Below are 24216 nucleotides of genomic sequence, written 5' to 3'. Positions count from 1 at the left end.
TGGAATTGCAGCATTTTTAGCGACAGACTGCAACTCATACCATCAATCTGACGAGGTGATGTCATGGATTGCCATGCTATTGAAGAGAGCCGGCCGCAACAGATCAGCAGCGTTTTCCTGCGCCTTGCCGGCTGGTTGTCAGGCAGCGCGAACCGCTTCTGCCGTCTGCCGCGGCTCGATCTTTCCGCCACACCGGACCGCGTCAAACGCGACCTCGGTTTTCTCGACGGGCGTGATCCCTATTACGAGGACGAGCGCATGCGGTAGGTCGCGAGTGCCGTCAGGATCTCGGCGGTGGTCATCGCGGCGATCACTTCCGGGCGCTTGTCGCTGACCACGGAGCCGCCGATTGGCAGCGTCAGCCGCTCCATCCAGCCGCGCTCGCCGCCGCCTTCGCGCGAAAGCCAGCTTGCAAACGTGGCGCGTTTGGTCGCCGAACCGATCATCCCGGTATAGGCGAGGTCGGTTCTCTCCAGCGCCTCGCGGGCGATGAGGAAATCAAGCGCGTGGTCATGGGTCAGGATGACGACCGCACCGCCGGCGGGAATATCTTTCACCAACGCTTCCGGCATTGGCACGAGCCGGGCCTTGGTTTCATCCGGCAGGTTGGCGAGTTCTTGCTGTCTCGTTTCGACGACCGTCACCGACAGCGGCAGCGGCGCAAGGGCTGCCGCCAGCGCTCGGCCGACATGGCCGGCACCGAAGAGAAAGACCTCCGGCAGGCGCTCGATCTCGCCGGCAAGCCTTGCCTCGAGCTCATCCGTCAGCGCCTTCGTCAGCCGCCGAAACCGCAGTTGCGTGCGCCCGCCGCAGCACTGGCCGATTTCTGGGCCGAGTGGGATGTCCATGATAAGGGCTCCGCCGGTTCCAGCCAGCATCTCACGTGCATTTGCGATTGCCATGAACTCGAACTGACCGCCGCCGATGGTGCTCCACAATGCGGTTGGCGAGACGAGCATGAAGGCGCCGGCCTCGCGCGGGGTGGAGCCTTGCGTGCCGGTGATGTCGACGAGGACGCTCTCTGGGTGGGCGGCGAGGAAGGTGTGGAGGTCGGTCATGGGAAGACAACCGATGGGTATGTGGCTGCGGCACCCCCTCTCCGCAGGTCCTGCCCAAACAACAAATCAGCCGGACGCATCCTACACCCGCTTCATCCGCTCCACCGCCATCAGCACCCGCTCCGGCGTCGCCGGGGCGTCCAGCCTCGGGCAGACCTTGTAATCCGCGACGCTCGCCACCGCCATCGACAGGGCTTCCAGCACCGAGATCGCCAGCATGAAGGGCGGTTCGCCGACCGCCTTGGAGCGGCCGATCGTGGCTTCGGCATTCTCCGACCATTCGGCAAGCCGCACGTTGAAGATTTTCGGACGGTCGGAGGCGAGCGGGATCTTGTAGGTCGATGGGGCATGGGTGCGCAGCCGGCCCTTGTCGTCCCACCAGAGCTCTTCAGTCGTCAGCCAACCCAGGCCCTGCACAAAGGCTCCTTCGACCTGGCCGAGGTCGATTGCCGGATTCAGCGAGCGGCCGACATCGTGGAGGATGTCGGTGCGGTCGATCAGATATTCGCCGGTCAGCGTATCGATTGAGACCTCGGTGCAGGCGGCGCCATAGGCGAAATAATAGAAGGGTGTCCCACGCCCGGCTTTGCGGTCCCAGTGGATCTTCGGCGTCTTGTAGAAGCCGGCGGCGGAAAGCTGGACACGGGCGAAATAGGCCTGCTTGATGAAATCGGGGAAGGAGATCTCGATCTCGCCGACGCGCACGCGGTTCGGCAGGAAAACGACGTCGGAAGGCGCCACCTCCCATTTTTCGGCGGCAAAGGCCACCAGACGTTCCTTGATCTGCCGGGCGGCATCAAAGGCCGCCATGCCGTTCAGGTCCGAGCCGGAAGAGGCGGCGGTGGCCGATGTATTCGGCACCTTGGCCGTCGTCGTCGCGGTGATTTTCACTCTGGAGATATCGACCTGGAAACTATCGGCCAGCACCTGCGCCACCTTCGTGTAGAGGCCTTGGCCCATTTCGGTGCCGCCGTGGTTCAGGTGGATCGAGCCGTCCTGATAGATATGGACGAGGGCGCCGGCCTGGTTGAAGGCGGTCATGGTGAAGGAGATGCCGAATTTGACCGGCGTCAGTGCGATGCCTTTTCTGATGTAGCGGCTGTCGCGGTTGAAGCCGATGATGGCGTTGCGCCGCGCCCGGTATTCGGCGGTTTCCTCCAGCTCCTCGACGACGCGGGCAATGATGTTGTCCTCGACCTCCTGATGGTAGGGTGTCAGCGTGCGCCCGGAGCCTGGCTGGCCATAGAAATTCAACTTGCGGACATCGAGCGGATCCTTGCCGAGGGCGTAGGCGATCTCCTCAATGAAACGTTCGGCGCCGAGCATGCCCTGCGGCCCGCCGAAGCCGCGGAAGGCGGTGTTGGAGACGGTGTGCGTCTTCAAGGGTTTCGACTGCAGATGCACATGCGGATAGAAATAGCTGGAATCGGCATGGAAAAGCGCGCGGTCGGTCACCGGTCCCGAGAGGTCGGAGGAAAAGCCGCAGCGGGCCGCATATGTTGCATCGACAGCGTGGATGCGGCCTTCGGCGTCGAAGCCCACCTCGTAATCGACGAGGAAGTCATGGCGCTTGCCGGTGGCGCTCATGTCCTCGTCGCGGTCCGGGCGGAATTTGACGGCGCGATCTAGCTTCTTGGCGGCGATCGCCGCAAGGGCTGCGAACTGGTTACCCTGGGTTTCCTTGCCGCCGAAGCCGCCGCCCATGCGGCGTACGTTGACGGTCACGGCGTTGGACGGGATGTCGAGCACGTGACCGACGATATGCTGGATCTCGCTCGGATGCTGCGTCGAGGACCAGACGGTGACCTCGTCGTCCTCGCCGGGAATGGCCACGGCGATATGGCCTTCGAGATAGAAATGCTCCTGTCCGCCGATGCGCATCTGCCCCTTCAGCCGCATGGCGGCATTCGGCATCTCCGTTTCCGGCTCGCCGCGCTGGAGCGTCATCGGCGTGATGACCAGCGGGCTGCCATTGGCGAGCGCGCCGTCGATATCGCTCCAGTGCGGCAGGTCGCGATAGTCAATCTTCGCCAATCGAGCGGCGCGGCGGGCGGCCTCGCGCGTCTCGGCGATGACGGCAAAGATCGGCTGGCCGTGGAACTGAACCAAGGTTTCGGCAAGCAGCGGCTCGTCATGGCTGCCGTTGGAACTGGTGTCGTTGACGCCGGGCACGTCCTTGCCGGTGAAGACCCAGACCACGCCGGGATAGGCGGCGACCGCGGAAAGATCGATGTTGACGATTTCGGCATGCGCCCGGTCGGAGAGGCCGAGCGCGCCGTGCAGCAGGCCTGAGGGCTCGGGAATATCGTCGATGTAATCGGCGGTTCCGGTGACATGCTTATGCGCTGAATCATGCCGCAGCGAGCTGTGCATGGGGCTTGAGATGACGACTTTGGGATCTTCGAAGGTGGATTTGTCCATTAGATGCCTCCTTCAAGAGGAGATGTTCCGGCGTGCGGCCCCCTCATCCGCCCTTCGGGCACCTTTTTCCCGAGGGGAGAAGGGGGAAAGGCGACGGCGCGGCACTCCCTTCTCCCCAGCGGAGAAAAGGTGGCGGCAGCCGGATGAGGGCGGTGGTTTGCGCAAATATGAACCGTCTTCATCAAGCCACCTCCTCGAACCGCTTCAGCTCAGCCGGCGCGCCCACCGTTTCTAGATAGAACCGCGTCAACAAATTCTTCGCCGTCAGCTGGCGGTATTCCGCCGTGGCGCGCCAGTCGGTGAGCGGCTGGAAATCGGTGTCGAAGGCAGGGCGGGCGGCCTCGACCGTTGCTTCAATCCACGGCTTGCCGATCAGTTCGGCCTCCACCATACGGGCTCGTTTCGGCGTTGCCGCCATGCCGCCGTAGGCGATGCGGATGTCGGTGACGATCTCCGCGTCGTCGAGGGTCAGCAGGAAGGCGCCGAGCACGGCGGTGATGTCCTCGTCCCGGCGCTTGGTGATCTTGTAAGCCGCAAAGTGGCTGTTGGCGGGATAGGGCACGAAGACGCTTTCGACGAATTCGCCGGGTTTGCGGTCCTGTTTGCCGTAGGCGATGAAGAAGTCTTCGAGGGGGATTTTGCGCTGGCCTTCCAGGGAGCGCAGCGTCAGCGTCGCGCCGAGGGCGATCAAGGGCGGCGGGCTGTCGCCGATCGGCGAACCATTGGCGATGTTGCCGCCGATCGTGCCCATGTTGCGCACCTGCTCGCCGCCGATGCGGTCGATCAGCCGCCCGAGCGCCGGGATTTTCCGGGTGATCGCTTCGAAGGCCTTGGTGTAGCTGACGCCGGCGCCGATGGTGACACCGTCCTCGCTTTCGGTGACCGACTGCAATTCGCTCAGCTGGTTGATGAAGACGACCGGGCTCAGCCGCCGCATCTGTTTCGTCACCCAGAGGCCGACATCGGTCGAGCCGGCAACGACGATTGCCTCGGGCTCCTGCGAGAGAACTTCGGCCAGTGCCTGGACCGAAGCCGGCACGATCAAACGGTCTTCGCCTTTGGCAATCCGGATGGTGCCGCTCGCCTGCATGGCCCAGAGCCGCGCGATGATTTCCGAGCGCGTGCGCTCCAGCGGGTCGAACAGCGCGCTCGGCCGCATCAGGCTCACCTGCTCGGCGGCCTTGACGATCGGCTCGTAGCCGGTGCAGCGACAGAGATTGCCTTGCAATGCCTTTTCGATCTCGCGGCGGCTGGGTTTTTCCTTCGTCAGCCACAGACCATAGAGCGACATCACAAAGCCCGGCGTGCAGAAGCCGCATTGCGAGCCGTGGCAATCGACCAGCGCCTGCTGCACCGGATGCAGCGCACCGTCCCGGCCGGCCAGATGCTCGACCGTCACCACGTGCGTGGCGTGCAGCGACCCCATGAAGCGGATGCAGGCATTGACGGATTCATAGGCGAGCTTGCCGTCTGCTAGCCGCCCGACGAGCACGGTGCAGGCGCCGCAATCGCCCTCCGCGCATCCCTCTTTGGTGCCGGTGAGGCGCCGCTTCAACCGCAGAAAATCGAGAAGCGTCTCGGTTGGCCCGACATCGGTAAGGTCGATGTCCTCGCCATTCAGAATGAAGCGAATGCTGTCGTTCATGATATTCCCGGTTGTTTTTCCAATGGTTAAGCCGCCGTCCAGCCACCGTCAATCGAGATGTGGGTTCCGGTCACCTGGCGGGCGGCATCGCTCGCAAGGTAGAGCGACAGCGCGCCGATCTCCTCGGCCTTGACGAAATCACGCGTCGGCTGCGCCTTGAGGATAACCTCGCTCTTCACCTGCTCCTCGGTCATGCCGCGCGCCTTGGCGGTATCGGGTATCTGCTTTTCGACGAGCGGCGTCAGCACGTAGCCGGGGCAGATGGCGTTGACCGTCACGCCGAATTCGGCAAGTTCCAGCGCCGCTGTCTTCGTGAGGCCTAATATACCATGCTTTGCCGCGACATAGGCGGATTTGAAGGGGGAGGCGACGAGCCCGTGGGCCGAGGCGATGTTGATGATGCGGCCATGCTTCCTAGCCTTCATCAGCGGAATGGCGGCGCGCATGGTGTGAAAGGAGCTCGACAGATTGATGGCGATGATCTGATCCCATTTCTCGATCGGGAAATCCTCGATCTTCTCGACATGCTGAATGCCGGCGTTGTTGACGAGGACGTCCACGGTGCCGAAGGTCCTTGCCGCCGTTTCGATCAGGTCGGCGATCTCGGCGGGCTTGGTCATGTCGGCCGAATGGTAGATCGCCCCGCCTTTCGACAATGATTCAAGCCGCGCGCCGATCGCCTTGATTTCATCGGCGTTTCCGAAACCGTTGATGACAATATTGTCGCCGGCTTCGGCGAAGGCGGTGGCGATCGCAAGGCCGATGCCGCTGGTGGAACCGGTGACGACGACTGATCTGCTCATGCTGTTTCTCCCTGAATGCCGATGCTGCGTCGCAGCGTTAGCCGCGAGGTTATTCCCAAAGCCGGCTGGCTGGCAATTCCGCTTTATTGGCTTTTCTCGCTCGCATCCGTGTCCTATTGATTTGTCATGATAATCGGCGTGGAGCATTTCCGTTTTTCTCCGAATCACGGAAATGCTCTATCTCTTTGTTCCACGCAATTCCGAACCCAAAACTGCGGCGCACTTTTGCTGGAATTGCTTTAGGGAGAGGGATTTCATGAGCGGATATGTTCTGGCGATCGATCAGGGAACGACGTCGACACGGGCGATTGTTTTTGATGGCGACATGCAGGTCGTCGGCAAGGGCCAGACGGAATTCACCCAGATCTATCCGCGCTCCGGCTGGGTCGAGCATGACCCTGAGGAGATCTGGGATTCGGTCGTCGCCACCGTCAAGATGGCGCTACGCGAAGCGAAGCTGACGGCGAAGGACATCGCCGCGCTTGGCATCACCAACCAACGCGAGACCGTGGTCGTCTGGGAGCGCGAGACCGGCCGGCCGATCCAAAATGCCATCGTCTGGCAGGACCGGCGCACGGCAAGCTATTGCGACAACCTGAAACGGCAGGATCTGGAGCGGGTTTTTACCAGGAAAACCGGCCTCATCCTCGATCCCTATTTCTCCGGTACGAAGCTCTCCTGGATGCTCGCCAACGTGAAGGGGGCGCGGACGCGTGCGGCCAGAGGCGATCTCTGCTTCGGTACGATCGACACGTTCCTGATCTGGCGGCTGACCGGCGGCAAGAGCTTCGTGACCGACGCGACCAATGCATCACGCACGCTGATGTACAACATTGCCGAAAATGCATGGGACGAGGATCTGCTCGACATTCTGAGAGTGCCGGTCGCCATGCTGCCTGAGGTCAAGGACTGCGCCGCCGATTTCGGCATGGTCGATCCGGAGATTTTTGGCGCCGAAATCCCGATTCTCGGCGTCGCCGGCGACCAGCAGGCGGCGACCATCGGTCAGGCCTGCTTTGCCCCCGGCATGCTAAAATCGACTTACGGTACCGGCTGCTTTGCGCTGCTCAATACCGGCGCCGATATGGTGCGCTCGAAAAACCGGCTGCTGACCACCATTGCCTACCGCCTGAACGGCGAGACGACCTATGCGCTCGAAGGTTCGATCTTCATCGCGGGTGCGGCCGTGCAGTGGCTGCGCGACGGGCTCGGCGTCATCGGTAGTGCCGCCGAGACCAATGTGCTTGCCGAAAAGGCCGATCCGACGCAGGAGGTCTATCTCGTCCCGGCCTTCACCGGGCTTGGCGCGCCATATTGGGATGCCCAGGCGCGCGGCGCGATTTTCGGGCTGACACGCAACAGTGGTCCAGCGGAGCTTTCCCGCGCGGCGCTCGAAGCCGTCTGCTACCAGACCCGCGACCTGCTCGACGCCATGCAGAAGGACTGGAAGAACGGCGCCGAGGATACGGTGCTGCGCGTCGACGGCGGCATGGTCGCCTCCGACTGGACGATGCAGCGCCTCGCCGACCTGCTCGACGCCCCCGTCGACCGCCCGGTGATCCTAGAGACGACGGCGCTGGGCGCGGCCTGGCTCGCCGGCAGCCGGGCGGGGGTCTGGCCTGATAGGGACGGCTTTTCGGCGAAGTGGAAACGCGATCGGCGGTTCGAGCCCGACATGGACGAGAAGGCGCGGACGGCAAAGCTCAAGGGCTGGAAGAACGCGGTCAGGCGGACATTGAGCGAGGGGTGACGAAAGGACAGGTGTTCCTGTCAGCTCAACCAGTTCTCGACATCGCGGGCCGTATACCACTGCAGCGACGAAGATGCCGTAAGGCATGGGTTCGTAGATTGCGATATAGCGCCCTTCAATGAGAATCCGCGCTGTCGGACTCAACTCAGGGCGTGGCGAGCCCATGTGCGGGTGCTCGGCGGCAAGCTCCACCTTTTCCAGGATCCGGATGAGAAGGGCGTCGGCCGCCGGGTCATTGTCTGGCGCGATGGAACGCCAGATATCGCGTAAATCTTCCTCGGCGCGGGGGGACTGAGAATACATCTAGCCACGCTTACGGGCTTTCGCCTTCAACTCTGCCAAAAGCGTGGCTGCGTCGACCTCGCGGCCTTTGCCGCTTGCCATGCCCTCGTCATAGGCCTTCTTGAGGCGGCTCATTTCCATCTGCCTGGCTTCCTCTCGCTGTTCCCACAGGCGAAGCGCATCGCGTATGACCTCATTATTGGTGGCATAGGCTCCCGACTCCACCGCATTGTGAAGACGCGCGATTTGTTGAGGGGAAAGGGAAATCGTCAGGGTTCTCATGGCCTGAATTACAAACGCGTCTAACAAGAAATAACAATTTTTCTTAGCGACGGAGGCATCCTCATTCTTGCTGATAGCAGCATGATGGCGCTTCCACTTCGTCAATAATTTTTTGATGCGGTCTGTCGGGTAAGCGGTTACTCCTTCGTCATTCGGAAAGAGGAGTGACCGATGCTTTATGCAATCCTTTGTTACGCCCATGAGGAAACCGTCTTCGCCTGGAGCAAGGAGGAGGAGGCTGCCGTCATGGAAAAGCTTTACGCCGTGCAGGAGCCGCTTGCCAAAGCCGGCAAGCTGGGGCCTGTCGGCCGGCTGATGCCGACGACGGCGGCGACGACCGTGCGCAAGGGCAAGGACGAAGCTCTCGTCATCGATGGGCCGTTCGCGGAAACGAAAGAGGCGCTTCTCGGCTTCTACGTGGTTGATTTCGATACGCTCGACGAGGCAGTCGCCTTCTCGAAACAGCTATCCGCCGTCAATCCCGGCTCCACCTCTTACGAAATTCGGCCTTTCTACGTGTTCAGGCCGGGAGATGCTGCATCATGACCGACATTGCCTGGATCGACCTCGCGCTTGCCTCTGCCCGCCCGAAGGCGCTCGGCGCGCTGTTGCGCTATTTCCGCGATCTCGATACCGCGGAAGAGGCGTTCCAGGAGGCATGCCTCAGGGCGATCCGGACATGGCCGGAAAAGGGACCGCCGCGCGATCCGACGGCCTGGCTCATTTTCGTCGGTCGCAACAGCGGTATCGATGCGGTGCGCAAACGGTCGAAGCTTCAGGCGCTGCCGGATGAGGACGTCATTTCCGATACTGAGGATACCGAAAGCGACATTGTCGAGCGGCTGGATGATTCCAATTATCGCGACGATATCCTGCGGCTTCTCTTCATCTGCTGCCATCCCGATCTGCCGGCGACCCAGCAGATCGCGCTGGCGCTGCGCATCGTGTCCGGCCTTTCGGTGACGCAGATCGCGCGCGCATTCCTGGTCTCCGAAAGCGCCATGGAGCAGCGCATCACCCGGGCCAAGGCGCGTGTCGCGAAGGCCGGCGTGCCTTTCGAAACGCCGAGCCCTGAGGAGAGGGCCGAGCGTCTCTCGATCGTCAGCACGATGATCTATCTCATCTTCAACGAGGGCTACAGCCAGGCCGATCCCAGGCATGAGGCAGCCGCCTTCAGCGATGAGGCGATCCGGCTGGGACGCCTGATGCTGCACATCTTTCCGTCCGAACCGGAGTTGATGGGGTTGCTTGCGCTCATGCTTCTGCAGATATCGCGCCGCCCGGCGCGCTTCAGCGCCGAAGGCGAGATCGTGCTGCTCGAGGATCAGGACCGCTCTCTCTGGAACCAGCTTTTCATCAATGAGGCCCTGGCGCTCCTCGACAAGGCGCTGCGCCACCGCCAACCCGGCCCCTACCAGCTTCAGGCGGCCATCGCCGCCATCCATTCCCGCGCGAAACGCGCCGAAGATACGGACTGGGTGGAAATCGATCTGCTCTACCGCGCGCTGGAACGTGTTCAGCCGTCGCCCGTCGTAACGCTCAATCGCGCGGTCGTTGTTTCTAAGCTGCGCGGGCCGCAGGAGGCGCTGGATCTCATCGATCCGCTCGGAGAGAAGCTCGGGGGCTATTTCTATTATCACGGTCTGCGGGGCGGGCTGCTGAAGCAACTTGGTCTGACCAGCCAGGCGCGCGAAGCCTTCGACCATGCCATCGCGCTTGCCCATTCGGCGGCGGAAGCCGCCCATATCCGCCGGCAGATCGACAAGATGCAGGAAGAGGCGGCGCAGCCGATTGCAAATTAAGTCAGGAAAATTGGCGCGCTGTCGGAACGGCGAAGTTTGACACGTCCTTGTAGCAACCTGACAGGCAACAGCTTTCACCGAAACGGAGAGATGTCGAAATGACCGGAAGCACGCAACATGAACTCACCCTGGTTCGCGAATTCGATGCCCCGCGCGAGAAGATCTATAAGGCGTGGACCGATTCCGAGCTGCTGAAGCAGTGGTTCGTACCGCGCCCCTGGGGTGTCGCGGATGCGACGCTGGATGTCCGCCCCGGCGGCTCCAATGTCGTCGTCATGCAAGATCCCGAGGGCAACCTCTATCCAAATCGGGGTGTCTATCTCGAACTCGTCGAGAACGAGAAGATCGTCTTCACCGACGCCTATAGCAGCGCCTGGGTGCCTGCCGAAAAACCGTTCTTCACCGGTGTCATCCTGCTCGAGGACCTCGGCAATGGCAGGACGAAATATACGGCCAAGGCGCTGCACTGGCGCGCCGAGGACAAGGACGCGCACGAGAAGATGGGTTTTCACGAGGGATGGGGCAAGGCCGCCGACCAGTTGGCGGAATTGCTGGCGAAGATCTGAGTGTCGGGACGGCGTGGTGAAGGCCGCGCCGTCTTCAAGCTTCAAGTGCGGCGTGAAGCCGTTTGGAGGATGATTCCGCTGAGGCTTGTAAGTCGTTGAATCAGATTCGAATTGGTGGCTTGGGTGGGCCAGTGTCCCTGTCGACTGGCCACGCTGCCATTAGCCCCAGACACTATCGAAACTCTCGAACATTCTGTTCCAGACTTTGTATTTGCGTTCGCCGCCGCCGGTCCTTATCTCCGGATCGAGTTCAACAGGATGCCGACGATGGAACTGGGTCTTTACACATTCGCCGATGTCAATCCCAATCCCTCCCGCAGTAAGGGAGCTGAGGGGGCCGAGCGGCTGAAGCATCTGATCGAGGAGATCGAGCTTGCCGATCAGGTGGGGCTCGACGTCTTCGGACTCGGCGAACATCATCGGCCGGATTATGCGGTATCGGCCCCCACCGTGGCGCTGGCCGCCGCGGCCGTCAAGACAAAAAACATCCGGCTGACCAGCGCCGTGACTGTGCTCTCCTCCGATGATCCGGTGCGTGTGTTCCAGCAGTTTTCGACGCTTGATCTGATTTCCAACGGCCGTGCCGAGATCATGGCAGGGCGTGGCTCTTTCATCGAGTCCTTCCCGCTGTTCGGCTACAATCTCGAGGATTACGACCAGCTTTTCGAAGAGAAGCTTGATCTGCTCCTTGCGCTGCGCGACAGCGAGACGGTGGAATGGGAGGGCGAGCTTCGCGCGCCGATCCGTGGGCGCGGCGTCTATCCCAGGCCATTGCAGGATCCGCTGCCGCTCTGGGTCGCGGTCGGCGGCACACCGCAGTCTGTGGCGCGCGCCGGGGCGCTCGGACTGCCGGTGGCGCTCGCGATCATCGGCGGCGAGCCGCGCCGTTTCGCGCCGCTCTTCGATCTCTACCGCGAGGCTGCGCGCCGGGCAGGGCAGGATCAGGCGAAGTTGAAGACCAGCATCAATGTCCATGGCTTCATCGCCGACACGACGGAGAGAGCCGCTGACCAGTTCTACGGCCCGCAGGCCGAGGTGATGAACCGTATCGGCCGCGAGCGCGGCTGGGGACCGACGAGCCGAGCGCATTTCGATTTGTCGCGCGGGCCGAACGGCGCGCTCTTCCTCGGCGATCCGGAGGCGGTTGCGGAAAAGATCATCGCCCATCACGCGATATTCAAGAACGACCGCTTCCTGCTACAGATGGCGATCGGCCTGATGCCGCATGAGCAGATCATGCGCGGCATCGAGCTCTACGGGACGAAAGTCGCGCCGATCGTCAGAAAGGCATTGACTGAAAGGGGTGAAGGGGCGAAAGCCACGGCCTAATCAGCGCAACTCCTCAGCGCGTCCTCCCGGACGCGTGCTCCAAGACGGCTGCGGCCGTCCCGCGCAAGGCCGGAAGAGACGAATGGTAATCGCAAACGACGATGAACTGACAAAGCTCAAGGAGATCGGCCGGATCTGCGCCAACGCCATCCAGGTGATGGCGGCGGCGATGGAGCCTGGCATGACGACGCTCGAGCTCGACCGGATCGGCCGCAAGGTGCTCGAGGATTCCGGCGCGCGCTCGGCGCCGGAGTTCTGCTACCAGTTTCCCGGCGCCACCTGCATCAGCGTCAACGAAGAAATCGCCCACGGCATTCCAGGCGCGCGTGTCATCCAGGCCGGAGACCTGATCAATATCGACGTCTCGGCGGAAAAGGATGGCTTCTTCGCCGATACCGGCGCTTCCTTTGCGATGCCGCCGGTCAGGCCGAAGATCGAACGCCTCTGCCGCGACGGCAAGCGGGCGCTCTGGGTGGGGCTTAATCAGGTGAAAGCGGGCGAGCCGCTGGCAAAGATCGGCACCGCCGTCGGCGCATTCGCGCAGAAGAACCGCTACACGCTGGTCGCCAATCTGGCAAGCCACGGCGTCGGCCGCTCGCTCCACGAGGAGCCGGCCGAGCTCTCAACCTGGCCGGACCCTTCGGAAAAACGCGTGATGACGGATGGCCTCGTCTTCACCGTCGAGCCGTTTCTTTCGCTCGGCGCGACCTGGGCCGAAGGCGGCGACGATGCGTGGACGCTCTATGCCGATCCGAAGGCGCCGACCGTGCAATTTGAACACACGGTGGTTGCGACGCGGAACGGACCGGTGATTCTGACCTTGCCGGATGGGCGGGGGTAGGGTTTCATCGTCAGCGCACCCGCCTCGTCCTTCGAGGCCCCTACGGGGCGCCTCAGGATGAGGCTCTCTTGGAGGCTGTTCGCATACTCCTGCGTCCGCGGTTATAAGCGCGGCATCCTCCAAAGCCCCTCATGCTGAGGTGCGCAGCCCACAGGTCGAAGCCTCGAAGCACGCCGCAACGCCGCTCCTTGCATCATCGAACTCGGAGCGCTCGCCTCATCCGTCGACTTTCGCAGAATTGATCGATCGATCAGAAATACTCGTTTGTGGCGATCGTGCTGCGGCGCGATAAGCGGTGCATGCTTTCCCGCCCCCCTCGCTCCCCGCCGAATCTCGTCTCTACCGCCGCTGCCGGCGCCATCGCCATGGCGGCGGCCATGGGCTTCGGGCGTTTCTCTTACACTCCGATCCTGCCTGGCATGATGAGCGGTGTGCCGCTTTCTGCGGCGGATGCCGGATTTATCGCTTCGGCCAATTTCGTCGGTTATCTCGTCGGCGCCGTGCTGGCGGCCTATGGTTGGGCGGCGGGGCGCGAACGGCTGGTGGCGCTCTTGGCACTGCTTGCCAACGCGATCCTGCTCGCCGCCATGGCGGCCACCGATTCCGTCGCGATCTTTGCGGTCATCCGGTTCCTGGCCGGCCTTGCCAGCGCCTTCGCAATGGTTTTCACCTCGTCGATCGTGCTCAGCCACGGGACTGCTGCCGGCAATGACCATGTGCAGGCGGCGCATTTCGGCGGGCCGGGCGCGGGCATCGCGCTTTCGTCGGTCATGGTGCTGCTGATCGGTCTTGGCTTTCACGACGAGCCGGGCGGCTGGCGCGCCGATTGGATCGGCGGGGCGCTCTATTGCGCGGCAAGTCTCGCCATTGTCTGGTGGCTCTTGCCCATGGCGCCGGCGCAATCGCTGCGGACGGGCAAGGAACCGGCGCTCAACTGGAGCCGGCCGATGGTGCTTGTCACGCTCTCCTACGGCATGTTCGGCTTCGGCTACGTTATCACGGCGACCTTCCTCGTCACCATCGCACGCATGGCGGCGACGGGGGCTTTCGTCGAATTTCTCTGCTGGTTCATTGCCGGTGTGACGGCGGCGGTGGCGCTGTTTGCCTGGAAGCCGTTGGTCAGGCCGCTCGGGCTCGGCGGCGTCTATGTCGCGGCGCTCCTCATCGAGGCGGCCGGTGTGCTCGCCACTGTAGCGCTACCGCCTTCGGTCGCACCGCTGATCGGCGGCGCGCTGTTCGGCGCGACGTTCCTGGCGATCACCGCTTACGGGCTGCAGATCGGCCGCAAGCTTTCGCCCGAGAGTCCGCGGCGGATCCTGGCGATGATGACCGCCGCCTTCGGCCTCGGCCAGATCGTCGGGCCGATCGTTGCCGGCTGGATCGCCGAACGCTCAGGCAGTTTCACCGTGCCGACGGTGATCGCCGCCGCCGCCCTTCTGGTCTGCGCGGCGCTCGTAATGCCCGTCATCAGGAAAGTCGCCTAACCGGTTACATCTGCGTAACAATCGGCCAAACCCATTGCTGCTTCCTTCGAACTGCCGTAGTTTCCGGCACAATCAGTGTTGCGACACTCCCGAGACTCACAGTTCAGGAAAGCAAAGCCCCCCGTGTTTCATTCCTTCTTCCCCCAGCCGAAAACTTTCTTCGTTTCGCTTGTCGTCTGGACGCTAATTTCAATATTGGGCTGGTATTTCTTCGCAGCCGGTCTCGGCGCGTCGCTCGGCTTTGCGCCGGTTCCGGAAGAGCAGCAGCCGATCGATCTTTCCTTCTTCTTGCTGCCCGAGAATATCTGGTTCTACAGCTATTTCTTTCTATCGGCGATCATCTTCTGCGGCGTATGGCATCTGAGGGCGCTGCACCACCCGTGGAAGCTGTGGTCGATCTGGGGTTCGGCGCTCATCATTTTCGTGACTTATTTCGGCGTGCAGATCACGGTCGTGATCAACAATTGGCGCCGCCCGTTCGGCGACCTTCTGCAGAATGCCCTGTCGAAGCAGCCGGGCATTTCAGTAGACAATTTCTATAGCCTGATGTGGGTCTTCTGTCAGATCGCATTCCTCAGCATGTTCGTGTCGATCATGACCGACTTCTTCACCAGCCACTACATCTTCCGCTGGCGCGCCGCGATGAACGATTTCTATATGTCGAAGTGGGAAAAGCTGCGGCACATCGAAGGCGCTTCGCAGCGCGTGCAGGAAGACACGATGCGTTTTTCGAGCACGCTCGAAGGTCTCGGTATCAGCCTCATCAATTCGGTGATGACGCTCGTGGTGTTCCTTCCGATCCTTCTGGCACTATCACATTATGTGACCGAGCTGCCGGTCATCGGACCGCTGGCGAATTCGCTCTTCTGGCTGGCGCTCTTCTGGTCGGCATTCGGCACGCTGCTTCTGGCGGCCGCCGGTATCAAGCTGCCGGGCCTGAACTTCCGCAATCAGCGCGTAGAAGCCGCCTATCGCAAGGAACTCGTCTACGGCGAGGACCATGCGGAGCGGGCGCAACCGCTGACGGTCAGGGAGCTTTTCAACAACGTTCGGCGGAACTATTTCCGCATGTATTTCCACTACATGTATTTCAATGTCGCCCGCTATTTCTACATTCAGGCGGACGCGCTTTTCGTGATCTTCATGCTGGTGCCGACGATCGTGGCCGGGACGATCACCTACGGTATCTTTCAGCAGATCTCGACCGCCTTCGGCCAAGTCAGCAACTCGTTCCAGTATCTGGTCAATTCCTGGACGACGATCATCGAGCTGCTGTCCATCCACAAGCGCCTCAAGGCCTTCGAGGCAGCCATCGACGACGAGCCGCTGCCTGCCATCGATCGGCACTATCTGGAGCGCGAGGCGGGTGTCGTGCATGCGGATGGTTGATGGGATTTGGCTGGCGGGCGAGGTGGTGCCGTGCGGCCCCCTCATCCGGCTGCCGCCACCTTCCCCCCGAGGGGAGAAGAGACTCGTGGCAATGCCTCGCCTTTATCCATCGCTTGAGAGAATTTTCGTCGACTTTGCGATTCCCTCTTCTCCCCAGAGGGGAGAACCCGTCAGGGCGGATGAGGGGCCACACGGCACCACCCCTCGTTCTCAAAAGCTTTCGTCAGAGCCCTGAGGTCTGCTCCAATTTCCCACGCGCCTTGATCATCGGTATGGCTTCCGAATAGCTGACGCAGCCGACATCCGCCCGGTGGCAGACGTCGCTAACCAGGCGGTCGAGCGCGCGCCAGTAGGCGCCGCCGTTCATTTCCACGAAATGGAAGCCGAGCTGGAGGGGGATGCGGTCGCCATTATATTGGCGGTCGAAAGCCTGGGAGAACGCGGCGTAGGCGCGGTTTTCGAATGCCTTCGAATCCGCGCTGTCCTCCTCACCCTTGGAATGGCGGACGAAGAGATTGTAGTCCATGCCGATGATCGGCTTTTCGTTCGGACCTTCTGGGATCAGGGGAAGGCCGAAGCGGAGGATGCCGTCTTCTTCGACAGGCACGGCCGGACCCTTGGTGACGAGGCTTGCATCATAGGTGAAGCCCGCCTTCTTCTCGGCGGCGATCATGTCGGCGCCCGCCGTCGCCGAGAGATAGGGAGCGCGAAAGCCCTTGATGCCGTGATCGACCAGATCCTGCCAGCCGGCGGGTTCATCGAGGCCGACGCTCTTCCAGGCACTTTTCAATGTGGCATGGAAGGTTGCGTATTCGGCGGACCAGTCGGCCTCGCTCCAGAGGCGGCCGTCGAAATGGCCGCAGGCATGGCTTGCTATGTCGTGACCTTCGAGATGGGCGTGCCAGATATTGCCGAGGCGCTCGCGGATCTCGTCGTCGCTCCGGGCAAAGCCGACATTGGATTTCCCGCGTTTCTGGTGCGGCGCCTGGTATGCCTTCTTCGCCGCCTCGTTCATCAGGAAGGTGCAGGAAAGGAAATAGGTGAAATGGGCGCCGTTCTTCGCCGCCATCTCGCGGCTCTTCAGCCAGAGCGCGTTGTCGTGGGCGCCGTCAAAGGAGATGATGACGAGCTGCTTCGGCCGGTCGGCCGCCTCTGCCGCCGCGGGAAGAACGAGAGAGGCAACCAGACAGGTGGCGAGGAGAGGACGAGACATGGGCACCGCGACAATTTGTTCGCGGTTTCCCTCCGATAGAATTGCGGCGAAGCTGCGGTCACAACTGGCATTTTTTCCCGCCAACCGCTAAGTCATGTCAAACTGCACGGAAGGGACCGCAATGGCACTGCTTATCGTCGGCATCATACTTTTTCTCGGGGTGCATCTGGTGCGGGTGGTGGCTCCGGATCTGCGCCGCTCGATGATCGCGCGCCTCGGCGAGAATGGCTGGCGGGCCGGGTATTCGGTTGCGAGCATCCTCACGCTAATCCTGTTGATCTATGGTTTCGGGCAGGCTCGGCAGGTGACCGGCATGCTCTACAATCCGCCGGTCTGGATGGCGCATATATCAATCACGCTGATGTTGATCGCGATGATCTGTCTCGTCGCCTCGCTGTTGCCGGCGGGGCATATTGCGACCAAGACCAAACATCCGATGGTGCTCTCGGTGAAGATCTGGGCGCTGGCGCATCTGCTTGCCAATGGCGAGACGTCGTCGGTGCTGCTGTTTGCGGCCTTCCTTGCCTGGGGCGTGATCGTGCGCATTTCGCTCAAGCGCCGCGAGCGGGCGGGGGAAATCACGCTCCGGCCCTTCGTCTCGGCCAAGTACGACGTCTATGCCGCCTTTATCGGCATCGTCCTCTGGGCGCTGATCATCTGGAAGCTGCACGAATGGCTGATCGGCGTTTCGCCGCTCGCCATGTGACGAATCTTTCACATCCCCCTTACAACGGCGGCAAAATGGGGTAGAAGGCCGGAAATGTGCGTGTCATGCACATGCGTATAGGTATTTCCGCGGCCGGAGACGAGAATGGCATTCAACGACGACAGCTTCATCCGTGAAGTCAATGAGGAATTGCGGTCAGACCAGATGAAGGGCGTTTGGCGCCGGTTCGGCCGCTATATCATTGTCGTCGCCATTCTGATCGTTCTCGGCACCGCCGGCAAGGTTCTCTACGAATATTGGGACGATACCCGCTCCTCCGGCGCCGGCGACCGGTTTCTGGCGGCGATGAAGCTTGCCGACGAGAACAAGAACGACGAGGCGCTGGCCGCGCTTGAAAAGCTGGAGAAGGAGGGCCATGGCGCCTATCCGGTGCTGGCGCGCATGCGGGCGGCGACCGTCCAGGCGCAAAAGGGCGATGCTGCTGCTGCGATCGCCGCCTTCAACGAGATCGGCAAAGACAACAGCGTTCCGGCTGCCGTGCGTGATGTCGCCAAAATGCGCGCGGGCTGGCTGCTGATCGAGAACGGCTCTTATGAGCAGGTTTCGGCCGCGATCGAAGAAATGGCCGTGCCGAGCAACGCTTTCCGCCATTCGGCGCGCGAAGCACTCGGTCTGGCCGCCTACAAGGCCGACAACATGGCGCAGGCGCGGCAATGGTTCCAGTCGATTGTCGACGACGCGGGCAGCCCGCGTCCTGTTGCCAATCGCGCGCAGATGATGCTTGATCTCATTACCGCATCCGGCAAGGCGCCCGCCGCGCAGGGCTGAGTTTTAAGGAAAAAGCATGAGTTTCACGGTCGCCATCGTCGGTCGTCCGAATGTCGGCAAGTCGACGCTTTTCAACCGCCTGGTGGGCAAGAAGCTGGCGCTCGTCGACGATACACCAGGCGTCACCCGTGACCGCCGGCCGGGTGATGCGCGGCTGATGGGACTGACCTTTACGATTATCGACACGGCCGGTCTGGAGGAAGCCGACGAGGAGAGCCTGCAGGGCCGGATGCGCGCTCAGACGGAAGCGGCGATCGACGAGGCCGATCTATCGCTTTTCGTCGTCGACGCCAAGAATGGGCTGACGCCCGTCGATACCGCTCTTGCCGAAATGCTGCGCCGGCGCGGCAAGCCGGTGGTGCTCGTCGCCAACAAATCCGAGGCGCGCGGCTCCGACAGCGGCTTCTACGACGCCTATACGCTGGGGTTGGGCGAGCCGACGCCGATTTCGGCCGAGCACGGTCAGGGCATGCTCGACCTGCGCGACGCGATCGTCGAGGCGATCGGCAAGGACCGGGCCTATGCCAAGGAGGATGTTGCCGTCACGGACGTCGATATTCCCCATTCGGCCGATGAGGGTGAAGACGAGGACGAAGAACCAGCCTACGACGAGACCAAACCACTCCGGGTGGCGATCGTTGGCCGGCCGAATGCGGGCAAATCGACCCTCATCAACCGCTTCCTCGGCGAGGATCGGCTGCTGACCGGCCCGGAGGCAGGCATTACCCGCGATTCCATTTCGGTGGAATGGGACTGGCGTGGCCGTACCATCAAGATGTTCGATACGGCCGGCATGCGACGCAAGGCGCGAGTGACCGAGAAGCTGGAGAAGCTTTCGGTCGCCGATGCCCTGCGGGCCATCCGCTTCGCCGAAACCGTCGTCATCGTTTTCGATGCGACGATTCCCTTCGAGAAGCAGGACCTGCAGATCGTCGACCTTGTGCTGCGCGAGGGGCGTGCAGCAGTGCTTGCCTTCAACAAGTGGGACATGATCGAAGACCGCCAGGCGGTGCTTGCCGATCTGCGCGAAAAGACTGACCGGCTGCTGCCGCAGGCGCGCGGCATCCGCGCCGTGCCGATCTCCGGCCAGACCGGCTGGGGCCTCGACAAGCTGATGCAGTCGATCATCGATACCGACAGGGTCTGGAACAAGCGTATTTCGACGGCGCGGCTCAACCGCTGGCTGGAGACGCAGCAGATCCAGCATCCGCCACCGGCCGTTTCCGGCCGCCGCATCAAGCTGAAATACATGACGCAGGTCAAGGCCCGCCCGCCGGCCTTCATGATCTCCTGCACCCGCTCGGATGCGCTGCCGGAATCCTATACGCGCTACCTGATCAATGGGTTGCGTGCGGATTTCGACATGCCGAGCGTGCCGATCCGCATCCATTTCCGTTCGCCTGATAATCCGTACGAGTCGAAGAAGAGGCGGACGTAGGGCTGGGCTTGTGCTGATTGGGGTCTTACGCGGCATTGTTGCGCCGTCGTGTGGCATCCCCCTCTGCCCTGCCGGGCATCTCCCCCACAAGGAGGGAGATCGGATCGGCGGACCCGCTCGCTCTAACGTTGATTATTTGATGAGATTCCATCTCCGAGTTGATCTCCCCTTTGTGGGGGAGATGTCCGGCAGGGCAGAGGAGGGTGACCTCAGGCGCGACCGTTCTCCTGCTCGTCTAGCGGCGACGACACGCTTCGCAGCGCCCTGCACAGAAAGAACTGATCAATCTCCGGATGGGAGAGGCCCGGCGGTTTCGCCGGGCTTTCTGCTTCTTGGAAGCGACTTAGCGAATTGCCAAGCCTTTTTCCACTTGGGCGTGATGACCCCATTGGCAGCGCGAATATTGTTGATGAATTGCTGCGTTGCCGCTTCCCAGGAATATTGCATGGCAAGCTCACGCGCCTTGGTGCGCGAGGCGGAGAGAGCGGCCAGGCACGCGGCCTGCAGGTCGGCGTCGAGTGCTCCGACCTCGCTGTCCTCGCCGATGATATCGAGAGGGCCGGTGACCGGGTAGGCGGCGACCGGCACGCCCGATGCCAATGCTTCGAGAATGGTGTTGCCGAAGGTGTCGGTGAGCGAGGGGAAGACGAAGACGTCGGCCTGAGCGTAGATTTTCGCCAGATCCTCGCCGAATTTCACGCCAGTGAAATGGACGTTCGGATAACGCTGCTCCAGTTCGGCGCGCGCCGGACCATCGCCGACGACGACCTTGGAGCCCGGCAGCTCGAGATCGAGAAATGCCGGCAGATTCTTTTCCAGCGCCACGCGGCCGACGGTCATGAAAATCGGCCGAGGCAGGCCAAGGGGCTCCGGCTCAAGCGGCATCGGATGGAATTGCGTGGCGTCGATGCCGCGGGTCCAGGGCATCAGGTTCTTGATGCCTCTCGCGGACAATTCGCGAGCAAGGCTTGGCGTCGCCACCATGCAGCCGGCGCCGCCATTGTGGAACCAACGCACGAAGGCGTAGAGCCAGCTCTCCGGGATCGGCAGGCGGGCGGAAACATATTCCGGAAAGCGTGTGTGATAGCTGGTGGAGAAAGGCATGCGCTTGCGCAGGCACCAGCGGCGGGCGGTCAATCCCAGCGGACCTTCAGTCGCGATATGCACATAGGTCGGATTGTGCTTTTCGATCTCTCGCGCGACACGTCGGTAACTGGCAATCGACAGGCGGATTTCCGGATAGGTCGGGCAGGGGATGCTGTGGAAACGCTCCGGGGTCACCATCGCAACCTCGACACCCATTTTCGCCAGTTCGCGATTGGTGTTCTCGATCGAGCGGACGACTCCATTGACCTGCGGGTGCCAGGCGTCGGTAACGATCACTAGCCTTTCCGGCAGGTTTCCGGCGGCTGCGGCATTGGCCCAGCTCTCGCCGCTGTAAGTATTTGCCGGACGTTGCAGCATGTCGCGATTTCCATCCGCGTTGCAGTGATCTGTCAACGCTCAACCCCAAAGCGGGGTTCCGGAACGGCGATTCCCGCCCGCTTATTTTGAGGCATGACCATGATGGAAATATTACAGCCGCTTGCCAGTGTTTTCAGGCTTTTAGCGGCTCGATCGCGCGAATATGTCAGAGGCTGATCGCAGTTTTCAGGCAGAAAGAATGACGGCGCCGGTCGGGGACCGGCGCCGCTTGGGAGGTTAGGCGGCAGCGGAAGCCGAACCGGCGAGCGGAACTTCCGAGATCGTCTTCAGGACCTGCGAAGCGATCTGATAGGGGCAGCCCTGCGAGTTCGGGCGGCGATCTTCCAGATAGCCCTTGTAGTCGTTCTTGACGAAGGAGTGCGGCACGCGGATCGAAGCGCCACGGTCGGCAACGCCGTAGGAGAACTTGTTCCACGGAGCGGTTTCGTGCTTGCCGGTCAGGCGCTTGTCGTTGTCAGGACCGTAGACGTTGATGTGGTCCATCAGGTTCTTTTCGAACTGCGCCATCAGCGCTTCGAAGTAGGCCTTGCCGCCGACTTCGCGCATGTACTTGGTCGAGAAGTTGCAATGCATGCCCGAGCCGTTCCAGTCGGTGTCGCCGAGCGGCTTGCAGTGATATTCGATGTCGATGCCGTATTTTTCGGTCAGACGCTGCAGCAGGTAGCGTGCCATCCAGATCTGGTCGGCGGCCTTCTTGGAGCCCTTGCCGAAAATCTGGAATTCCCACTGGCCCTTGGCCACTTCGGCGTTGATGCCTTCGTGGTTGATGCCGGCAGCGAGGCAAAGATCGAGATGCTCTTCGACGATTTCGCGGGCGACGTCGCCGACATTAGAATAGCCGACGCCGGTGTAGTAGGGGCCCTGCGGAGCCGGATAACCCTGCTCGGGGAAGCCGAGCGGGCGGCCGTTCTGGTAGAAGAAATATTCCTGCTCGAAGCCGAACCAGGCATCTTCGTCGTCGAGGATGGTGGCGCGGGCGTTGCTCGGGTGCGGTGTGACGCCATCGGGCATCATGACTTCGCACATGACGAGCACGCCGTTGGTGCGGGCCGGGTCGGGATAGATGGCGACGGGCTTCAGTACGCAATCGGAGCTGCGGCCTTCGGCCTGCATGGTCGACGAGCCGTCGAAGCCCCAGAGCGGAAGCTGTTCCAGCGTTGGGAATGCGTCGAATTCCTTGATCTGCGTCTTGCCACGCAGGTTCGGTACCGGGGTGTACCCATCGAGCCAAATATACTCGAGCTTATATTTTGTCATCGTGACTCTCTCAATGCGACGAAGGTGAGCAAACCCGGAGACGATCTGGGCGCGCAAACGCATCCGACCGCCAGGGGATGCACCTATCGAAGCACGTAGCGTGCCAGTTTGATTGCCGACAAAAGAAAAATCTTAAATCGGCCTGTCGATCCGCACTTTTCCCTTTCTCGAAAGGAGCCCGTTTGAACGATCGAAGGCTGATTCATCAGGAGGATAAAGAGGTTTCCTGCCTCGGAACCGGATGAAAATTTGGGCGTTAGTTCGAAATGGTGAAGTGTTGAACAAATAGGCGGAAGCTTCAGTCATAGACAGCATATGGATCAATCATAGTTACTTCATGCATATATTTTGTGCAATTTGCATAAAGTATGTGCATCATGCTATGGTCGCAGTCCTGATATCGATGCGCCGAACGGAATGGAGGCGATCTCATGCCCACCGGTTTCCATCGTGAATCCGCGACGATCTACCAGTTTCCCGTTAAGCCGACGCGGGCCGCCAACCGATTCGAACGCGCCAGGCTGATGGAGCGCGAGGCGGCTGATGTCTGCGACGCCGCGCTCGACAGCTGCTGGTATCATGACGAGGCGGTTCGCGAGACGGATCGGCCGACGAAGTCCTGATTTTTACGCCCTTAACGGGGAAGAATGCCGATAAGGCGGGAGCGCCCGCGCATGGCATACCTGCGCCGTGGTCATGCGCGGGTTCAGCGATCGCTCAACCCGAGTTTTTCTCTTGCAACCAACGCGCCATGCTCGCTGACGACGCGAGCCGCCACGCCTGCGGCGAAGCGGGCGGCTGCCGGCGCGTCCTGACTCTCAAGATATCGTGCGAGGAAGGCACCATTGAAACTGTCGCCGGCGCTGGTGGTGTCGACGACCTTCTTGACCTTTTCGGCCGGAACGAAGGTCTCCTCGCCGCCGAAATTCAAGTTGACACCGTCCGCGCCATTCTTGACCACGATATTGAGAGCGCCCAGCGCGCGGTAGCGATGAATGGTCGCCTCGATGGAATCGTCGCCGAAATGAGCGGCCTCGTCATCAAAGCTCGGCATGACGAGCACGGAGGAGCGAGCGCCTTCGCTGATCGTCGTATGCATGACATCGTAGCTCGACCACAGGCGGGGACGGATGTTCGGGTCGAACACCACGAGCTTGCCGGCTGCCTTGGCGCGGCGGATTTCGGAGAGCAGCGTTGCGGCATCCTCCTGCGGCAGGATGGCAAGGGTGATGCCGGAGAAATAAACGAGATCGGCGCTCTCCACCGCCTCGCGCAGAAGATCCGGATCGGCAGCCAGGCTACGGGCGGCCGAACTGTCGCGCCAATAGCTGAAGGAGCGTTCGCCGTTCTTCAGGTTGATCATGTAGAGGCCCGGCGTCTTGCCCTTGATGCGGCGGATGAGGTTTGTGCCGATACCCGCCCCTGCGATAAAGGCAGCCATCTCGTCCGACATGGCGTCGTCACCGAGCGCGGTGAAATAATCGACCGACCAATCGGGTCCGAGGCAAGCGCGGGCATACCAGGCGGTATTGAAGGTATCGCCGGCAAAGCCCTTGCGCAGCAGGCCGTCGCCGGCCTGAGAGAGCTCCACCATGCATTCACCGATCGACAGAAACCGTCTTCCGTTCACCTTGTCCTCCCGGCATAGGAGCGCCGCTGATGCAACAGGTCGCTCT

The 24216-nt window shown here is 61.8% G+C and carries 22 protein-coding genes and 1 pseudogene; 13 read left to right on the top strand and 10 right to left on the bottom strand.

The features are described 5' to 3' along the window. The first annotated feature begins 63 nt into the window (after positions 1-63). Positions 64-267 carry a hypothetical protein gene (locus AMK02_RS15785; protein ID WP_064804226.1) on the top strand — a complete coding sequence of 68 codons (204 nt, stop codon included), beginning with the start codon at positions 64-66 and terminating at the stop codon, positions 265-267. On the opposite strand, the gene xdhC is transcribed toward AMK02_RS15785, so the two are convergent. The 4 genes from xdhC to AMK02_RS15765 all read right to left on the bottom strand — a co-directional run bounded on the left by xdhC (position 243) and on the right by AMK02_RS15765 (position 5927). Then, entirely contained in the window at positions 243-1058 is an 816-nt protein-coding gene (gene xdhC, locus AMK02_RS15780) for a xanthine dehydrogenase accessory protein XdhC (RefSeq protein ID WP_064804224.1), read from the bottom strand. The two genes, AMK02_RS15785 and xdhC, sit on opposite strands and share 25 nt — an antisense overlap. An 81-nt stretch (positions 1059-1139) precedes the next feature. Further along, positions 1140-3479, bottom strand: a complete 2340-nt coding sequence (xdhB, locus tag AMK02_RS15775) for a xanthine dehydrogenase molybdopterin binding subunit (protein WP_064804222.1) — start codon at positions 3477-3479, stop codon at positions 1140-1142. 181 nt (positions 3480-3660) lie between these two features. After that, entirely contained in the window at positions 3661-5124 is a 1464-nt protein-coding gene (xdhA, locus tag AMK02_RS15770) for a xanthine dehydrogenase small subunit (RefSeq protein ID WP_064804221.1), read from the bottom strand. Positions 5125-5150: 26 nt separating this feature from the next. After that, a complete protein-coding gene (locus tag AMK02_RS15765) occupies positions 5151-5927 on the bottom strand; it encodes a 3-hydroxybutyrate dehydrogenase (RefSeq protein WP_064804219.1) in 777 nt (258 codons plus the stop codon). A 256-nt stretch (positions 5928-6183) separates the two neighbouring features. Here AMK02_RS15765 and glpK point away from each other — a divergent pair, with 256 nt between their 5' ends. After that, positions 6184-7677 carry a glycerol kinase GlpK gene (glpK, locus tag AMK02_RS15760; protein WP_064804218.1) on the top strand — a complete coding sequence of 498 codons (1494 nt, stop codon included), beginning with the start codon at positions 6184-6186 and terminating at the stop codon, positions 7675-7677. A 147-nt stretch (positions 7678-7824) separates the two neighbouring features. On the opposite strand, the pseudogene AMK02_RS32575 reads toward glpK, so the two are convergent. After that, a pseudogene (locus AMK02_RS32575) lies at positions 7825-7980 on the bottom strand (type II toxin-antitoxin system RelE/ParE family toxin); the annotation flags it as partial. After that, positions 7981-8346, bottom strand: coding sequence for a ribbon-helix-helix domain-containing protein (locus tag AMK02_RS15755; RefSeq protein WP_442966358.1), 366 nt, complete (start codon positions 8344-8346; stop codon positions 7981-7983). Between the two features lie 66 nt (positions 8347-8412). On the opposite strand from AMK02_RS15755, the gene AMK02_RS15750 reads away from it, so the two are divergent. From AMK02_RS15750 to sbmA, 7 genes are all read left to right on the top strand, one after another. Next, a complete protein-coding gene (locus AMK02_RS15750) occupies positions 8413-8787 on the top strand; it encodes a YciI family protein (RefSeq protein WP_064804216.1) in 375 nt (124 codons plus the stop codon). Further along, positions 8784-10043 (top strand): RNA polymerase sigma factor, encoded by a 1260-nt coding sequence (locus AMK02_RS15745; protein ID WP_064804214.1) that lies wholly within the window; start codon positions 8784-8786, stop codon positions 10041-10043. The genes AMK02_RS15750 and AMK02_RS15745 overlap by 4 nt, the downstream gene beginning before the upstream one ends. Before the next feature lie 98 nt (positions 10044-10141). After that, entirely contained in the window at positions 10142-10609 is a 468-nt protein-coding gene (locus tag AMK02_RS15740) for an SRPBCC family protein (RefSeq protein WP_064804212.1), read from the top strand. Between the two features lie 267 nt (positions 10610-10876). Then, positions 10877-11938, top strand: coding sequence for an LLM class flavin-dependent oxidoreductase (locus tag AMK02_RS15735; protein ID WP_064804210.1), 1062 nt, complete (start codon positions 10877-10879; stop codon positions 11936-11938). A gap of 82 nt (positions 11939-12020) precedes the next feature. Beyond that, the gene (gene map / locus AMK02_RS15730) at positions 12021-12779 is read left to right on the top strand and encodes a type I methionyl aminopeptidase (RefSeq protein ID WP_064804208.1); all 759 of its coding nucleotides are present in this window, start codon (positions 12021-12023) and stop codon (positions 12777-12779) included. A gap of 299 nt (positions 12780-13078) precedes the next feature. Next, positions 13079-14263: a YbfB/YjiJ family MFS transporter gene (locus AMK02_RS15725; RefSeq protein WP_064806266.1), complete on the top strand. Its 1185-nt coding sequence runs from the start codon at positions 13079-13081 to the stop codon at positions 14261-14263. 123 nt (positions 14264-14386) lie between these two features. Then, positions 14387-15652 carry a peptide antibiotic transporter SbmA gene (gene sbmA / locus AMK02_RS15720; RefSeq protein ID WP_064804207.1) on the top strand — a complete coding sequence of 422 codons (1266 nt, stop codon included), beginning with the start codon at positions 14387-14389 and terminating at the stop codon, positions 15650-15652. 223 nt (positions 15653-15875) lie between these two features. Here the strand turns inward: sbmA and AMK02_RS15715 are convergent, their stop codons facing one another. After that, on the bottom strand, positions 15876-16865 hold the full coding sequence (locus AMK02_RS15715; protein ID WP_064804205.1) for a hypothetical protein: 990 nt from the start codon (positions 16863-16865) through the stop codon (positions 15876-15878). Positions 16866-16986: 121 nt separating this feature from the next. On the opposite strand from AMK02_RS15715, the gene AMK02_RS15710 reads away from it, so the two are divergent. From AMK02_RS15710 to der, 3 genes are all read left to right on the top strand, one after another. Next, the gene (locus AMK02_RS15710) at positions 16987-17571 is read left to right on the top strand and encodes an NnrU family protein (protein WP_064804203.1); all 585 of its coding nucleotides are present in this window, start codon (positions 16987-16989) and stop codon (positions 17569-17571) included. Between the two features lie 105 nt (positions 17572-17676). Continuing rightward, complete coding sequence (locus tag AMK02_RS15705; protein WP_064804201.1) at positions 17677-18360, top strand: tetratricopeptide repeat protein; 684 nt, start codon at positions 17677-17679, stop codon at positions 18358-18360. 16 nt (positions 18361-18376) lie between these two features. Further along, positions 18377-19798, top strand: a complete 1422-nt coding sequence (gene der, locus AMK02_RS15700; RefSeq protein WP_064804199.1) for a ribosome biogenesis GTPase Der — start codon at positions 18377-18379, stop codon at positions 19796-19798. Between the two features lie 282 nt (positions 19799-20080). Here the strand turns inward: der and AMK02_RS15695 are convergent, their stop codons facing one another. Both AMK02_RS15695 and AMK02_RS15690 read right to left on the bottom strand, forming a co-directional pair. After that, the gene (locus tag AMK02_RS15695; protein ID WP_064804197.1) at positions 20081-21262 is read right to left on the bottom strand and encodes a glycosyltransferase family 4 protein; all 1182 of its coding nucleotides are present in this window, start codon (positions 21260-21262) and stop codon (positions 20081-20083) included. A 237-nt stretch (positions 21263-21499) separates the two neighbouring features. Further along, the gene (locus tag AMK02_RS15690) at positions 21500-22540 is read right to left on the bottom strand and encodes a glutamine synthetase beta-grasp domain-containing protein (protein WP_064804195.1); all 1041 of its coding nucleotides are present in this window, start codon (positions 22538-22540) and stop codon (positions 21500-21502) included. 431 nt (positions 22541-22971) lie between these two features. On the opposite strand from AMK02_RS15690, the gene gstI reads away from it, so the two are divergent. Then, positions 22972-23163, top strand: a complete 192-nt coding sequence (gene gstI, locus AMK02_RS15685) for a glutamine synthetase translation inhibitor GstI (protein ID WP_064804193.1) — start codon at positions 22972-22974, stop codon at positions 23161-23163. An 83-nt stretch (positions 23164-23246) separates the two neighbouring features. Here the strand turns inward: gstI and AMK02_RS15680 are convergent, their stop codons facing one another. Next, on the bottom strand, positions 23247-24134 hold the full coding sequence (locus AMK02_RS15680) for a sugar kinase (protein WP_064804191.1): 888 nt from the start codon (positions 24132-24134) through the stop codon (positions 23247-23249). Between the last annotated feature and the right edge of the window lie 82 nt (positions 24135-24216).

Source organism: Rhizobium sp. N731 (genome assembly GCF_001664145.1).
Classification (GTDB): domain Bacteria; phylum Pseudomonadota; class Alphaproteobacteria; order Rhizobiales; family Rhizobiaceae; genus Rhizobium; species Rhizobium esperanzae.
This window is presented reverse-complemented; position numbering and strand designations above follow the sequence as displayed.

Excerpts from the sequence above, each read along its gene's own strand:
- AMK02_RS15785 (WP_064804226.1), top strand. The coding sequence starts at position 64 with ATGGATTGCCATGCTATTGAAGAGAGCCGGCCGCAACAGATCAGCAGC.
- xdhC (WP_064804224.1), bottom strand. The coding sequence starts at position 1,058 with ATGACCGACCTCCACACCTTCCTCGCCGCCCACCCAGAGAGCGTCCTC.
- xdhB (WP_064804222.1), bottom strand. The coding sequence starts at position 3,479 with ATGGACAAATCCACCTTCGAAGATCCCAAAGTCGTCATCTCAAGCCCC.
- xdhA (WP_064804221.1), bottom strand. The coding sequence starts at position 5,124 with ATGAACGACAGCATTCGCTTCATTCTGAATGGCGAGGACATCGACCTT.
- AMK02_RS15765 (WP_064804219.1), bottom strand. The coding sequence starts at position 5,927 with ATGAGCAGATCAGTCGTCGTCACCGGTTCCACCAGCGGCATCGGCCTT.
- glpK (WP_064804218.1), top strand. The coding sequence starts at position 6,184 with ATGAGCGGATATGTTCTGGCGATCGATCAGGGAACGACGTCGACACGG.
- AMK02_RS15750 (WP_064804216.1), top strand. The coding sequence starts at position 8,413 with ATGCTTTATGCAATCCTTTGTTACGCCCATGAGGAAACCGTCTTCGCC.
- AMK02_RS15745 (WP_064804214.1), top strand. The coding sequence starts at position 8,784 with ATGACCGACATTGCCTGGATCGACCTCGCGCTTGCCTCTGCCCGCCCG.
- AMK02_RS15740 (WP_064804212.1), top strand. The coding sequence starts at position 10,142 with ATGACCGGAAGCACGCAACATGAACTCACCCTGGTTCGCGAATTCGAT.
- AMK02_RS15735 (WP_064804210.1), top strand. The coding sequence starts at position 10,877 with ATGGAACTGGGTCTTTACACATTCGCCGATGTCAATCCCAATCCCTCC.
- map (WP_064804208.1), top strand. The coding sequence starts at position 12,021 with ATGGTAATCGCAAACGACGATGAACTGACAAAGCTCAAGGAGATCGGC.
- AMK02_RS15725 (WP_064806266.1), top strand. The coding sequence starts at position 13,079 with ATGCTTTCCCGCCCCCCTCGCTCCCCGCCGAATCTCGTCTCTACCGCC.
- AMK02_RS15715 (WP_064804205.1), bottom strand. The coding sequence starts at position 16,865 with ATGTCTCGTCCTCTCCTCGCCACCTGTCTGGTTGCCTCTCTCGTTCTT.
- AMK02_RS15710 (WP_064804203.1), top strand. The coding sequence starts at position 16,987 with ATGGCACTGCTTATCGTCGGCATCATACTTTTTCTCGGGGTGCATCTG.
- AMK02_RS15705 (WP_064804201.1), top strand. The coding sequence starts at position 17,677 with ATGGCATTCAACGACGACAGCTTCATCCGTGAAGTCAATGAGGAATTG.
- der (WP_064804199.1), top strand. The coding sequence starts at position 18,377 with ATGAGTTTCACGGTCGCCATCGTCGGTCGTCCGAATGTCGGCAAGTCG.
- AMK02_RS15695 (WP_064804197.1), bottom strand. The coding sequence starts at position 21,262 with ATGCTGCAACGTCCGGCAAATACTTACAGCGGCGAGAGCTGGGCCAAT.
- AMK02_RS15690 (WP_064804195.1), bottom strand. The coding sequence starts at position 22,540 with ATGACAAAATATAAGCTCGAGTATATTTGGCTCGATGGGTACACCCCG.
- gstI (WP_064804193.1), top strand. The coding sequence starts at position 22,972 with ATGCCCACCGGTTTCCATCGTGAATCCGCGACGATCTACCAGTTTCCC.
- AMK02_RS15680 (WP_064804191.1), bottom strand. The coding sequence starts at position 24,134 with ATGGTGGAGCTCTCTCAGGCCGGCGACGGCCTGCTGCGCAAGGGCTTT.